Raw genomic sequence first — 14049 nt, forward strand, 5'->3', positions numbered from 1 at the left:
ACGGTACGCACAGACAATAGGTCAGTTTGATGACAATTAAATGTCTTAATTGTGACAGTTTTATGACAAAGCAAAAAAATGATGAAATATTTATAGGAGGAGAGAAATTAGAATGAAAATGGCGTCATAAAAAAGCACTTCAATACTTGAATTAGAGAGGACTAATCATCCTCATCTTCACGCTCTTTTAATGGGAAGTTAGCTCGAATTAATAATCCGCCTTTAACGCTATCATCAAGTTCAACATAACCACCATGAGCATCCATAATACGGCGAATAATAGATAAACCTAAACCTGCACCCGTTGAACTACGCGCTTGTTCACCTTGAACAAAAGGTTGGAAAAGACGCTGTCTATCTTCTTGTGGGATACCGGGACCATCATCTTCAACTTGGAACCAAGCATATTCTTCATTTTTGCCACTTGAAACGCTTATCCAGCCATTACCATAGCGAGTGGCATTCACAACCATATTGGTAAGTGCTCGTTTTACCGCAATAGGGTTAGCTGTGATATTAATAGGTTCAGGATGAAGATGTTCTTCACTGATTTTCCCTGAATTAGATTCGGCTGAAATGACTTCTTGCAATAGATTATTCATATCACACAGCTCTAAAGACATCTCTTTACCCGTGCGCATATAGTCTAAGAATTGCCCAATAATAGAATCACAATCTTCGATATCTTTATTGATAGAGTCTGCGAGGTAACTATCTTCGGGACTCATCATTTCCGTTGCTAGACGAATTCGAGTCAATGGCGTACGCAAATCATGGCTGACACCTGCCATAACGAGTGTTCTATCATTATCTAATGAGCGAATTCCTGATGACATCTGGTTAAAGGCACGAATAATTGAGCGCATTTCAGAAGAGCCAGATTCAGGAATAGGAGGAGGAATAACTCCTTTTCCGATGCGACGCGCTGCATATTCCACTTCATTAAGTGGGCGATTTTGAAAACGACTATAGAGCCAGAAAAAAGCGACAACGATAATAATAAAAATAATCGCTTGCCGATAAACGGGGAGTAAGAAGTTTTGCCCTAATTCAGTCAACGGAACACGTATCCAAAGCGAGGGAGACATATGTGTATTGACCCATAAAACAGGGTATTCCAGCGTATTCTCAATCCAAATTTCGGTTTCTCCCCCCAGATATTCAGTCATCTGTTCACTTAATTCATCATCTATTTTTGCCCAATAAAGGCCTTCTTCAAGTGCTGCTTTTTTATCAAAGAAAGAAATGCCTAATTCGTTATAGATTTTATTGCGTAAAGCAGGGGATATTTTTAGCGGGGTGCCATCAACGAGGATCAATTCTTCAGGCATTAAAGTGCGTATTTCATACGCTAATACTTTATTGAATTGCTGAAGGCTTGGCCCAACAATAAGATGCTGCACAACGATATAACTGGCTATCAAGCTAAAAAAAAGTAGCGAGATAACCAGAAATAAAGAGCGTGTTAGTTTATTGTGAGGGGAAAGCCTCAGCCTTCTCATTGAGCGCTGGTTCCATCAGGAACAAAGACGTAACCAAGACCCCAAACCGTTTGAATGTAACGAGGGTGTGTTGGATCTTCTTCAATCATGCGACGTAAACGAGAAATTTGAACGTCAATTGAACGCTCCATAGCACTGTATTCTCGACCACGAGCAAGGCTCATTAATTTGTCACGAGATAGTGGTTCACGAGGGTGTGATACCAGTACTTTCAATACAGCAAATTCACCACTCGTCAGAGGCATATGCTCTTCTTCGTGGAACATTTCGCGTGTACCAAGGTTCAGCTTGAACTTACCAAAAGAGATAATGGCGTTATCTTGTGAAGGTGCGCCCGGTAATTCATTTGCTTGACGACGAAGAACGGCGCGAATACGTGCGAGTAATTCTCTTGGGTTAAATGGTTTTGAGATGTAATCATCAGCACCAATTTCAAGCCCAACAATTCTATCAACCTCTTCCCCTTTCGCAGTCACCATAATAATAGGGATAGGGTTGTTTTGGCTTCTTAAGCGGCGGCAAATAGATAGGCCATCTTCACCTGGAAGCATTAAATCGAGCACAATAAGATGGATAGATTCGCGAGTGAGCAGACGATCCATCTGATCGGCGTTTGCAGCAGTACGGATTTGAAAACCCTGCTCTGTCAAATAGCGCTCTAAGAGTGAACGTAGACGTAAATCATCATCCACGATTAGCACTTTATAACTTTCTTGCATTTTTTAAGCTCCCGAAGTGCAAATGCTTTTATTAGCGAATTCTATCATCGATAAGAATATTAAACCAAAACCAAAGAATAAATGTTAATGATTTATAAATAAAACTTGTTCATTAGCCCTAGGAAAGGGGATAAAACTATTTATTTATCTTATTCCGAATGATATTTGATAGATAATACGCAGTAATTAACTTCACCACCTGGTGTCTGCACACTAATTTCATCATCAACTTGTTTACCAATGAGCGCTCTGGCAACGGGTGAATCAATAGAAATCCACTGTTTTGCTGGATCAAACTCATCGGGACCCACAAGTCGAAAAGTTTTGACGTTTTCGTCATCATCTTCAAGCGTGACCCAAGCACCAAAGTAGACTTTTCCTTCTTGGCGAGGATCGGGGTCAACAATTTTTAGTTCATCAAGGCGTTTTGATAAAAAACGAACACGTCTATCAATTTCACGTAATCGCTTCTTTCCATAAATATATTCAGCATTTTCTGAACGGTCGCCTTGGGCTGCTGCTTCTGAAACCGATTGTGTAACACGAGGGCGCTCTTCTTTCCAAAGATATTTTAGCTCTTTGTCTAAGGCATACCAGCCATCGCGAGTAATATAGTTACTTTTTGCCATTACGAATAAAAACTATCATCAACATTGAATTTCATAAAGGTACTATAGCGTGAATGTTAAAATAATCTGTTAATTTCCTCATAATTGTCGAGCTAGATGGGAAATTTGCCAAATTTTTTTAGTGCTCTGCGTGTATAATAGCCATCTTTTTTAACTATTCCTCTCGGTAGGTAAATATTTTATGAATGAATCATTAAGCCGAATTATTGCAGATGAGCTCTCGGTTAAGCCCCAGCAAGTCCTTTCGGCGATAACGTTACTGGATGAAGGGAATACGGTGCCATTTGTTGCCCGTTATCGTAAAGAGGTCACAGGCGGATTAGATGATACGCAATTACGTCAATTAGAAACTCGCCTCGGTTACCTACGGGAACTCAACGATCGCCGCCAAACAATTTTAAAATCAATTGAAGAACAAGGAAAGCTGACGCCTGAATTGCGATCTTCAATTAATGAAACTCAAAGTAAAACAGAGCTTGAAGATCTCTATCTTCCTTATAAGCCTAAGCGCCGTACTCGTGGTCAGATTGCGATTGAGAATGGATTAGAACCCTTAGCGGATTTACTGTGGAATGAACCACAAAATAGCCCAGAAGAAGCGGCAGCCGCTTATATCAACACAGAAAAAGGTGTTGATGATACGAAGGCGGCTTTAGATGGCGCGCGTTATATTTTGATGGAGCGTTTTTCAGAAGATGCTGGGTTATTGGCAAAAGTTCGTCAATATCTATGGAAAAATGCACATCTTGTTGCCAAAGTGATTGAAGGTAAAGAAGCCGAAGGGGCGAAATTTAGTGATTATTTTGATCACCATGAGCCAATCGCTAATGTTCCTTCTCACCGCGCATTAGCGATGTTTCGTGGTCGAAATGAAGGGATACTTCAATTATCACTCAATCCAGATCCGCAATTTGAAGAAGCGCCTAAAGAGAGCTACGGTGAACAACTGGTCACGGAACATTTAGGATTACGTTTAAATAATCAACCTGCTGATAGCTGGCGTAAAGCTGTTGTGAGTTGGACTTGGCGTATTAAAGTTTTAATGCATATTGAAACAGAATTGATGGGTCAATTACGAGAAAAAGCGGAAGAAGAAGCGATTAATGTTTTTGCTCGTAACCTTAATGATCTACTGATGGCGGCTCCTGCTGGCATGCGTGCCACAATGGGGCTCGATCCTGGTTTACGTACTGGTGTTAAAGTTGCGGTTGTTGATAGCACGGGTAAATTAATTGCTACAGATACAATTTATCCACATACAGGACAAGCTGATAAAGCAGCGGCAAGTGTAGCTGCGTTGTGTATTAAGCATAATGTTGAACTGGTGGCGATTGGTAATGGTACGGCATCTCGTGAAACAGAGCGCTTTTTTGCTGAAACAGTAAAACGTTATCCAGAAGTCAAAGCGCAAAAAGTGATTGTCAGTGAAGCAGGTGCATCGGTGTATTCTGCGTCAGAGCTTGCGGCTAATGAATTCCCTGATTTGGATGTTTCTATTCGTGGTGCGGTTTCTATCGCGCGTCGCTTACAAGATCCGTTGGCTGAGCTTGTAAAAATCGATCCTAAATCGATTGGGGTTGGTCAATATCAGCACGATGTTAGCCAAACATTATTAGCGAGAAAACTGGATACTGTTGTTGAAGACTGTGTGAATGGTGTTGGTGTTGATTTAAATACAGCATCAGTACCGTTATTAACGCGTGTTGCAGGGCTTAGCCAATCTATTGCTCAAAATATTATTAGCTGGCGTGATGAAAACGGTCGCTTTGTCGATAGAAAACAGTTACTCAAAGTGGCGCGTTTAGGGCCGAAAGCCTTTGAGCAATGTGCCGGTTTCTTGCGTATTCGTGATGGTAAAAATCCGCTAGATGCCTCAACGGTTCACCCTGAAGCGTACCCAGTAGTTGAAAATATCCTGCAATCTACACATCAAAAAATTGATGATTTAATGGGTAATAGCACTTTAATTTCACAAGTAGATGCAAGAGCATTTATTACAGAGCAATTTGGTTTGCCAACAATTAATGACATCTTAAAAGAGTTAGCAAAACCGGGACGTGACCCTCGTCCAGAGTTTAAAACTGCAACCTTTGCTGAAGGTGTCGAAACGATGAATGATTTAGTCAGTGGCATGATCCTTGAAGGAACTGTGACTAACGTGACTAATTTCGGTGCATTCGTTGATATCGGTGTACACCAAGATGGTCTGGTTCATATCTCTTCTTTAGCAGACAGATTTATTGAAGATCCACATACAGTGGTGAAAACCGGAGATATTGTTAAAGTTAAAGTTCTTGAGGTTGATTTAGCTCGTAAACGTATAGCACTGACTATGCGTTTAGATGAAGTCGCAGGCGATAGTGATAAAAAACAATCATCATCAAATAATACGAATTCTGCTAGAAACAACAAAGGACAGAAACCAGCCCGCAATAACCGCCAGACAATAAATAATGGTAATAGTGCGGGAAATAGTGCAATGGGTGATGCTTTAGCTGCCGCATTTGGAAAAAAACGCTAATAGCGCATTTATTGCTACCGTATTAGTCGGTAAAAAGAGTAAAAATCATGAGCGTGATATAACTAATATTGGTTATATCACGTTTTTTATTACACATTATTTAGATGTTGCTTTTAGATAAAAATATTTATAAAAACTAATTAAATAGCAACGTAATACAAATTCTTTTTCATTTTTTTATAAGTTTAATTTTAAGCTGACTTAAGGGATATTGATAAAATAATAGATAAAGCATTCTCTATTTTATCTCTATATTTATTTGTTGTTGTTTTTATCACCCATCTTCTATTCTCCCCGCCGCTGATTGCCTTTATATTATAAATAAGAGCTGATGTATCTTTTAACCTTATTATTACTGAGGTTTATAAGTGTGGGCTTTATGAGCTAAAACTGAAAATTATTATTTCCGTTTATATCAACTCTATTTCAATTAATAGAATGAATATCTATAGATTTATTTCACCTTTATTGGGTTATTAATATGAATTTAAATAAATTATCGCTTGGTTTGATCTTGGTTTCTGCATCATTACTTGCAGGATGTGCATCAGAATCTTCACGCTCTTTAGAAGTTGCTAAAGTTGCAACCTATAACACAACTTATACCGGCACTAAGAGCGCTATTTCTATTGGTAAGTTTGATAACCGTTCTAGTTATATGAATGGAATATTCTCTGATGGAGTTGATAGATTAGGAAATCAATCCAAAACGATTTTAATGACGCACTTACAGCAAACAGGGCGTTTTAATGTATTAGATAGAGCTAACTTATCTGAATTAAAAGAAGAAGCGGGCATTAAAGGCCAAAGCCAACAGTTAAAAGGTGCAACATATGTTATTACTGGCGATGTCACTGAATTTGGCCGTAAAGAAGTTGGTGACCGTCAATTATTCGGTATTTTAGGCCGTGGTAAAACACAAGTTGCTTATGCCAAAGTGAACTTAAACGTTGTGAATGTGAATACATCAGAAGTGGTGTTCTCATCTCAAGGTGCGGGCGAATACGAGCTTTCTAATCGTGAAATCATTGGGTTTGGTGGAACAGCAAGCTATGACTCAACACTTAACGGTAAAGTGCTTGATTTAGCTATTCGTGAAGCGGTTAATAACTTAGTTGCAGGCATTGAAAGTAATGCTTGGCAGCCTTCAAAATAATGCACATTTTATAAGGATATAACGATGTCAAAATCATTAATAAGCCTTGTTTTTGGTGCATTATTACTGACGGGCTGTACAAGTGGTCCTAAACCACTTTATAACTGGGATAGTTATCAACAAGTGGTGTATCAGCACTATCAACAAAGTGAAAGTGATCCTCAAGCACAAATCGATGCATTAAAGAAAAGTATTGAGCTTTCTCGTGCCAAATCATTAGGTATTCCACCGGGATTACATGCACATTTAGGTATGTTATACGGTGCAACAGGTGCATTAGATTTAGCGATGGCTGAATTTAATGAAGAGAAAGCACTTTACCCAGAATCAGCGGAATTTATGGATCGCCTGATGAAAAATAAAGGAATGCAAAAATGAGTCGCTTATTCACTTTAATTTGTTTGGCTTTTGCGCTGGTATTAACGGGATGTGCCCAGCCTGTTAAAACAGATTACTCCGCATTTAAGCAGAGTAAACCAAAGAGCATTTTAGTCTTGGTGCCCCAAAACCATACAACAGAAGTTGGAGCTGGACACAGTTTCTTATCTCAAGTGACGTACCCATTGGCGGAAGCCGGATATTATGTGTTCCCTGTTGCTGTCGTTGAAGAGACATTTAAGCAAAACGGCTTATCCATGGCTGGGGATATTCATGCAGTAAGCCCTAATAAATTACGTGAAATCTTTGGCGCTGATGCTGTTTTATACTTAGATATCACCGAATTTGGAACGTCATACCAAATTATTTCTAGTGATACGCGAGTTACTGTCGCAGCCAAGCTTGTTGATCTTCGTAATGGTGGTGTGTTGTGGAGCAGTTCTGCAACGGCATCAAGTACAGAAACAGAAGGCTCATCAGGTAGTTTAGTCGGGATGCTGGTTTCAGCGGTTGTGAATCAAATCGTGAATACAGTATCAGATAAAAGCTATCAAATTGCGGGTATAACCAGTGTTCGCTTACTTTCTGCTGGAAATGCGAATGGCATTCTGTATGGTCCTCGCTCTCCTAATTATGGTAAAGAAGCAGAATAAATAAATGCTATAAAATAAGCATAATAAAGAGAAAGGCTCTGCTTATTAACTTTAAAATAAGTAGAGCCTTATTTTATTTGTAGGTATAAATAATAATTATTCTTATTTGGTGCTAGGTAATGCTACATATATTTATTGTAAGATAAACGTGAAGTAGAAGAGTGAATAAAAGAGATGAATTGTTATTGAAGAGATAAACCATCCTTGGTTGCTAGTCCGTTTCCTTCCGTGGTTAATAATCCATAATTCGGGTATATAAAAGAGACTGATTAAATAAGAGAAACGTCAATTAGAATAAGATAAGGTATGGGGGATGCTATCTTTCCTTGTAATATAGCGACCTTTATTCTTTAAATGAGCCTCAAATTTAAATCAAAACACGACCTAGTTGGATATTAATCAATGTTTGTCTCTAGGATATGTAATATTATAATTTAGGTAAAGATATAATTGTTACTATTATTATAATCATCGAATTAAGAGGGAATAAAAGAATAATAAAACTAATATAACGAGATATTTAATTAATTTAAATCGTATTTTGAGTAATATATCGTTTTAAACTCGGCGTAAAAGTTTTCTTCTGATATTTCGCGATGAATTAAAACTACTAACATATTGAATAAACTTAATTTATTCATGAATATATTTAATGGATAAGACTATTTTTACATAATGTGATTTACATCACGTCGTATATTTGAATGTTATCACCTATCAATAAGAAGAAAGGGATTTATACGATACCTCTTTCGATCATATTCAGTTCTCGATTTATTGGTTACACTATTCTTTCAGATATTCATAATGTCTGTTTGCTGGTATGAAATATCAGCGGTTCACTTTTGGAAGGTAGAGGCATGTCAGAACAAACAATTATTTGGGATCTTGACCTGATCCATAAGTATAACTATTCAGGTCCTCGCTATACATCATACCCAACAGCATTAGAGTTTAATCAGCAATATGGCGATGATGATTTTATCAAAGCAACTCAACGTTATCTTGAGCGCCCTTTATCGCTTTATATTCATATCCCTTTCTGCCATAAGCTGTGCTATTTCTGCGGCTGTAATAAAATTATTACGCGGCATAAACATAAGGCAGATGAATATCTTGATGTTTTAGAAAAAGAAATTATTAACAGGGCTCGTTATTTTAAAGACAGAAAAGTGACTCAAATGCATTGGGGTGGGGGCACACCTACTTTTCTGGATAAGCAACAAATTAGCCGATTAGTTTCGCTATTACGTCACCATTTTCATTTTGTTGATAATGCAGAACTCTCTATTGAAATCGATCCTCGTGAAATTGAGCTAGATGTTATCGACCATCTGCGCCATGAAGGATTTAATCGCCTAAGTATGGGTGTGCAAGATTTCAATAAAGAAGTACAACAAAAAGTCAATCGAGAGCAAGATGAAGCGTTTATTTTTGCATTGGTAGAGCGTGCGCGTGAAGTGGGTTTTCACTCCACCAGCATTGACTTAATTTATGGTTTACCTAAGCAAACCAAAGAGAGTTTTGCCTTTACATTAAAACGCGTTATTGAATTATCACCCGATAGATTAAGTGTTTTCAATTATGCACACTTACCTAATTTATTCGCTGCTCAGCGTAAAATTAAAGATGAAGATCTCCCTTTAGCTGAAGAAAAATTAGAAATATTACAAGAAACAATTTCTACGCTGACAACAAACGGCTATCAGTTTATTGGTATGGATCACTTTGCTAAACCTGATGACGAATTAGCAGTTGCTCAGCGCAAAGGTATTTTACATCGTAATTTCCAAGGCTATACCACTCATGAAGAGTGTGATTTATTAGGCATGGGAGTTTCTGCAATAAGTATGTTAGGTGATAACTATGCGCAAAATGAAAAAGTATTGAAAGAGTATTATGCGCGTGTAAATAGTGAAGGAAATGCACTATGGCGAGGTTTATCTCTGACTAATGATGATTGTATTCGTCGAGATGTAATTAAAACCTTAATTTGTAATTTTAGTCTGCGTTTTTCTGATATTGAAAAAATGCACAATATTGTCTTCCATGACTATTTTAAAGAAGATTTAGAATTACTTGTGCCAATGAAGGATGATGGTTTAGTTGAAATAACAGCGGACGATATTCAAGTTACACCACGAGGACGTTTGCTAATTCGTAATATCTGTATGTGTTTTGATACCTATTTACGAAATCAAATGCGCCAACGTCAATTCTCGCGTGTTATTTAATTGATGAAGGGTTAGAGGATCAATATTCCTCTATCCCTAACTCTTTTAATTTGCGGGTTAATGTATTTCTACCCCAACCTAATAATCTTGCCGCATCTTGTTTATGCCCTTGTGTGTATGCCAAGGCACTAAGTAATAATGTGCGTTCAAATTGAGGTAGGGCATCTGTTAAGATATTTTCTTTTCCTTCCCCTAATGCTTCATCTGCCCATAATGAAAGGTGCTGTGACCAATGTTGAGAAGAAGCAATTCGACTGATATTTTTGGCTTTCTCATCAGGTTGGCGAATTTCTTGTGGTAAATCTTGAGGCATTATCTCTTGGCTTGCCGTCATTACGGTTAACCAGCGACACACATTCTCTAATTGTCTGACGTTACCTGACCAGTTGTATTCCATCATTATTTGCAAACTTTGCTGATGAAGCGCTTTGGTTTCGACACCTAATTCTTTTGCTGTTTTTTGTAGAAAATAGCGTGCTAAGCTGGGAATATCTTCCGTTCTATCTCGTAATGGGGGTAACTGAATACGTATTACATTGAGTCGATGATAGAGATCTTCACGAAAATCACCTGCTTGAACTCGCTTTTCTAAATCTTGATGTGTAGCGGCAATAATACGTACATCGACTTTTACAGGGGCATAACCACCTACTCGATAGAATTGCCCTTCAGCAAGGACTCGCAGTAAACGTGTTTGAATATCAAGAGGCATATCGCCAATTTCATCAAGAAACAGTGAGCCGCCATTCGCTTGTTCAAATCGACCTTGTCGTACTTGAGAAGCACCTGTAAATGCGCCTTTTTCGTGACCAAAAAGCTCTGATTCAATCAGATCTTTAGGAATGGCTGCCATATTTAAGGCGATAAAAGGAGAGGAAGATCTTGGGCTGTGGCGATGTAATGCATGTGCCACTAATTCTTTCCCTGTCCCTGATTCCCCATTAATCAGCACACTAATTGAAGAGCGAGAAAGCCGACCAATAATACGGTAAACCTCTTGCATTGCAGGTGCTTCGCCAATCATATCTGAAACTGATTGCAATGAAGTTTCATCGTTATTCGGTTGTTTTTGCTCGCGATAATGAGTAATGGCGCGATCAATTAGTGCCAACGTTTCGTCGATATCGAACGGCTTTGGTAAGTAATCAAAAGCCCCTTGTTGATAGGCATTAACAGCAGCATCGAGATCGGAATGTGCCGTCATAATAATAACGGGAAGAGTTGGATATTGTTCTTTAATTATTTTTAGAAGAGATAAACCATCAATATCAGGCATACGAATGTCTGATAACAATACATCAGGTATTTCTGTATTAAGTGCATTAAGCACATCATTCGCATGTTCAAAGGTTTTACATGACAGACCTTCACGAGAAATAGCGCGTTCAAGTACCCAGCGAATAGAGCTGTCATCATCAACAACCCATACATTTCCTTTTTGCATTGGTTATCTCCTACTTAATTGGTAAATAAATAGAAAATTCAGTATTCCCGGGCCAACTGGTAAATTCAATTTTACCTGCATGCTGATCCACTAAATTACGTGCAATAGATAGCCCCAATCCATTGCCACCTTCTCGACCACTAACCATGGGATAAAAAAGTGTATCTTGCAGATGAGGAGGAATGCCATCACCGGTATCAATCACATCAATGCGAGCAACAAGGCGATGGCGTTCGCCATGAAGCGTGACTTGAAAAGCAGTACGGGTACGTAAAATAATCGTCCCTCCTGTTTTTTCAACGGCTTGTAAAGCATTGCGTGTAATATTTAGGAGTACCTGTTCTATTTGATCTGGGTAATGTGATAACTCAGGTAAACTCGGATCGTAATCTTTCAATAAGGTGACATTTTCAGGGCATTCAAGGGAAATAAGCTGAGCTACGCGCTCCACAACATGATGAATACTCTGATGGGTTTTTGTCCCCGGATGTTGAGGACCAAGCAATCTATCCACCAGCACCCGTAGGCGATCAGCTTGTTCAATAATGACTTGCGTGTATTCCGTTAAGGCAGGATCAGGTAAGGATTTTGCTAGCAATTGAGCTGCACCTCGTAATCCTCCTAACGGGTTTTTAATTTCATGTGCCAGCCCCCTAACCAATTCCCTAGCAGCCATTTGTTGGGCTTGTTGGATCTGCTCTTGGCTTAACCGGCGTTGACTATCCATAGGCGCCAGTTCCAGCAAAATATGTTGCTCGGAAATAGGTTGGGCACTGAGCGACATTGTGTGTGATTGGTTATTGACAACCAATATCACTTCATTGTCGGTAAAGCTTTGTCCATTCGCTAATGTTTCACGCATTAAATCAGCATCAAAAGAGTAATAGCTGAAAAGGGCAGTGAAAGGCGTTTCAAATAGTTTTCGACGGCTTTGTGCTAAAACCTGTAACGCAGAATGATTTGCGTAGCAAATAATAAACTCTTTGTTGATAACCAATACAGAGTGTATCAGTGAGTCTAAAATTAATGTGTTGTCAGGTAAGTCTGCCGTTTCCATATTGAATACCCCATTGCACCATTTTAGTGCATCTTACCTTTATTACATTAATGAACCAATGCGTAAGTGAAAAGACTGACTCCTTAAGTGGGAGAAAAGTGCCCATCCGAAGATGGGCAAAATAGCTTCACGGCAAAAAAAACAGTTTTACATCTAGGCTTAAGTGTTTATTAGTAAAAATAGTCTTAAGCGCTGTAATACATTTCAAATTCAAGAGGATGCGGAGCCATACGTACACGTTGTACATCAGCACGTAATAATTCTAAATAAGCATCAATAGCATCATCAGTAAATACACCACCGCGAGTTAAGAATTCACGATCTGCATTTAATGTATTTAATGCTTCTTCTAATGAACCTGCGACAGTTGGGATCTCTTTCGCTTCTTCTGGTGGTAAGTCATAGAGGTTTTTATCCATAGCATCACCAGGGTGAATTTTATTGATAATTCCATCAAGACCAGCCATTAACTGCGCAGCAAACGCAAGGTAAGGGTTTGCTAACGGATCTGGGAAACGGACTTCAATACGGCGCGCTTTCATGCTAGCAACAACTGGAATACGAATTGACGCTGAACGGTTACGTGCAGAGTAAGCCAGCATTACAGGTGCTTCAAAACCCGGAACTAAACGTTTGTAAGAGTTAGTGGTTGGGTTAGTAAATGCATTTAATGCACGAGCGTGTTTGATAATACCGCCGATGTAATACAGTGCCATTTCAGATAATCCGCCGTATTTGTCACCTGCAAACAGGTTTACGCCGTTTTTAGACAGTGACATATGGCAGTGCATACCTGAACCGTTATCACCAACTAATGGTTTTGGCATAAAGGTCGCTGTTTTACCAAATACGTGAGCTACGTTTTGTACCACGTATTTATAAATTTGAGTTTCATCTGCTTTTTTGGTCATGGTATTAAAGCGAGTAGCCACTTCATTTTGACCCGCAGTTGCTACTTCATGGTGATGAGCTTCAACAACTAAGCCCATTTCTTCCATGATGTTACACATAGTAGAACGAATATCTTGTGATGAATCAACGGGTGGCAGTGGGAAATAACCCCCTTTAACCATTGGGCGGTGACCTTTATTACCGTCTTCATATTTGGTATTGGTGTTCCATGCAGCTTCAATATCATTGATAGCGTAAGAAGCGCCTGAAATATCGTTTTTGAAACGAATATCATCAAACAGGAAGAATTCTGGCTCTGGCCCAAACAGCACTGTATCTGCGATACCACTTGATTTTAAATAGTCTTCAGCACGTTTTGAGATTGAACGTGGGTCGCGATCGTAACCTTGCATTGTGCCAGGTTCTAAAACGTCACAACGAATAATCAGGGTTGGATCTTGGAAAAATGGGTCAAGCATTGCAGTTGTTGCATCCGGCATCAGCACCATGTCTGATTCGTTAATGCCTTTCCAGCCACCAATAGAAGAACCATCGAACATTTTTCCTTCTTCAAAGAAATCATCGTTAACCTGATGAGCCGGAATAGTAAGATGTTGTTCTTTACCGCGGGTATCAGTGAAACGTAAGTCAATATATCTAACTTTATGTTCTTCAATCATGGATAACACATGTTCAAGGGACATAGGAACTCTCCTGGCGAATGGTTTTATTGAGTGCAGTGGCCTTACACATTTTTCGGTGAATTTTTTGCTCACCTAAATTCTATTGCGAAAAGCATGCCAACTTATCTAAAAAGGGATATATACTGTATTGATGAAGTTTAGTGTAGAATATCTCCTGTGAT

11 protein-coding genes are annotated in these 14049 nt (G+C 38.9%); 5 read left to right on the plus strand and 6 right to left on the minus strand.

The features are described from left to right. Nucleotides 1-161: 161 nt before the first annotated feature. The 3 genes from envZ to greB all read right to left on the minus strand — a co-directional run bounded on the left by envZ (nt 162) and on the right by greB (nt 2850). Nucleotides 162-1502 (minus strand): two-component system sensor histidine kinase EnvZ, encoded by a 1341-nt coding sequence (gene envZ, locus ABN236_RS14535; protein ID WP_318620439.1) that lies wholly within the window; start codon nt 1500-1502, stop codon nt 162-164. Next, the gene (gene ompR, locus ABN236_RS14540) at nt 1499-2221 is read right to left on the minus strand and encodes an osmolarity response regulator transcription factor OmpR (protein ID WP_036933800.1); all 723 of its coding nucleotides are present in this window, start codon (nt 2219-2221) and stop codon (nt 1499-1501) included. Before ompR ends, envZ begins: the two co-directional genes overlap by 4 nt. 149 nt (nt 2222-2370) lie before the next feature. Continuing rightward, nucleotides 2371-2850 (minus strand): transcription elongation factor GreB, encoded by a 480-nt coding sequence (gene greB / locus ABN236_RS14545; protein WP_006534574.1) that lies wholly within the window; start codon nt 2848-2850, stop codon nt 2371-2373. A 181-nt stretch (nt 2851-3031) separates the two neighbouring features. On the opposite strand from greB, the gene ABN236_RS14550 reads away from it, so the two are divergent. From ABN236_RS14550 to hemN, 5 genes are all read left to right on the plus strand, one after another. Further along, entirely contained in the window at nt 3032-5371 is a 2340-nt protein-coding gene (locus ABN236_RS14550; protein WP_349474305.1) for a Tex family protein, read from the plus strand. A 481-nt stretch (nt 5372-5852) separates the two neighbouring features. Beyond that, nucleotides 5853-6527, plus strand: a complete 675-nt coding sequence (locus tag ABN236_RS14555; RefSeq protein ID WP_075671346.1) for a CsgG/HfaB family protein — start codon at nt 5853-5855, stop codon at nt 6525-6527. A gap of 24 nt (nt 6528-6551) precedes the next feature. After that, on the plus strand, nt 6552-6905 hold the full coding sequence (locus ABN236_RS14560; RefSeq protein ID WP_349474306.1) for a DUF4810 domain-containing protein: 354 nt from the start codon (nt 6552-6554) through the stop codon (nt 6903-6905). Further along, entirely contained in the window at nt 6902-7558 is a 657-nt protein-coding gene (locus ABN236_RS14565; protein WP_088494323.1) for a DUF799 domain-containing protein, read from the plus strand. The genes ABN236_RS14560 and ABN236_RS14565 overlap by 4 nt, the downstream gene beginning before the upstream one ends. An 860-nt stretch (nt 7559-8418) precedes the next feature. Next, entirely contained in the window at nt 8419-9792 is a 1374-nt protein-coding gene (gene hemN, locus ABN236_RS14570) for an oxygen-independent coproporphyrinogen III oxidase (RefSeq protein ID WP_349474307.1), read from the plus strand. A gap of 19 nt (nt 9793-9811) precedes the next feature. Here hemN and glnG read toward each other — a convergent pair whose 3' ends face one another. From glnG to glnA, 3 genes are all read right to left on the minus strand, one after another. After that, nucleotides 9812-11236 carry a nitrogen regulation protein NR(I) gene (gene glnG, locus ABN236_RS14575; protein WP_088494325.1) on the minus strand — a complete coding sequence of 475 codons (1425 nt, stop codon included), beginning with the start codon at nt 11234-11236 and terminating at the stop codon, nt 9812-9814. 10 nt (nt 11237-11246) lie between these two features. Beyond that, on the minus strand, nt 11247-12293 hold the full coding sequence (gene glnL, locus ABN236_RS14580; protein WP_075671278.1) for a nitrogen regulation protein NR(II): 1047 nt from the start codon (nt 12291-12293) through the stop codon (nt 11247-11249). Between the two features lie 185 nt (nt 12294-12478). Next, the gene (gene glnA / locus ABN236_RS14585; RefSeq protein ID WP_088494326.1) at nt 12479-13888 is read right to left on the minus strand and encodes a glutamate--ammonia ligase; all 1410 of its coding nucleotides are present in this window, start codon (nt 13886-13888) and stop codon (nt 12479-12481) included. Nucleotides 13889-14049: the final 161 nt, after the last annotated feature.

This window comes from Proteus sp. fly-1013, assembly GCF_040140245.1.
GTDB lineage: Bacteria > Pseudomonadota > Gammaproteobacteria > Enterobacterales > Enterobacteriaceae > Proteus > Proteus mirabilis_B.

Excerpts from the sequence above, each read along its gene's own strand:
- envZ (WP_318620439.1), bottom strand. The coding sequence starts at position 1,502 with ATGAGAAGGCTGAGGCTTTCCCCTCACAATAAACTAACACGCTCTTTA.
- ompR (WP_036933800.1), bottom strand. The coding sequence starts at position 2,221 with ATGCAAGAAAGTTATAAAGTGCTAATCGTGGATGATGATTTACGTCTA.
- greB (WP_006534574.1), bottom strand. The coding sequence starts at position 2,850 with ATGGCAAAAAGTAACTATATTACTCGCGATGGCTGGTATGCCTTAGAC.
- ABN236_RS14550 (WP_349474305.1), top strand. The coding sequence starts at position 3,032 with ATGAATGAATCATTAAGCCGAATTATTGCAGATGAGCTCTCGGTTAAG.
- ABN236_RS14555 (WP_075671346.1), top strand. The coding sequence starts at position 5,853 with ATGAATTTAAATAAATTATCGCTTGGTTTGATCTTGGTTTCTGCATCA.
- ABN236_RS14560 (WP_349474306.1), top strand. The coding sequence starts at position 6,552 with ATGTCAAAATCATTAATAAGCCTTGTTTTTGGTGCATTATTACTGACG.
- ABN236_RS14565 (WP_088494323.1), top strand. The coding sequence starts at position 6,902 with ATGAGTCGCTTATTCACTTTAATTTGTTTGGCTTTTGCGCTGGTATTA.
- hemN (WP_349474307.1), top strand. The coding sequence starts at position 8,419 with ATGTCAGAACAAACAATTATTTGGGATCTTGACCTGATCCATAAGTAT.
- glnG (WP_088494325.1), bottom strand. The coding sequence starts at position 11,236 with ATGCAAAAAGGAAATGTATGGGTTGTTGATGATGACAGCTCTATTCGC.
- glnL (WP_075671278.1), bottom strand. The coding sequence starts at position 12,293 with ATGGAAACGGCAGACTTACCTGACAACACATTAATTTTAGACTCACTG.
- glnA (WP_088494326.1), bottom strand. The coding sequence starts at position 13,888 with ATGTCCCTTGAACATGTGTTATCCATGATTGAAGAACATAAAGTTAGA.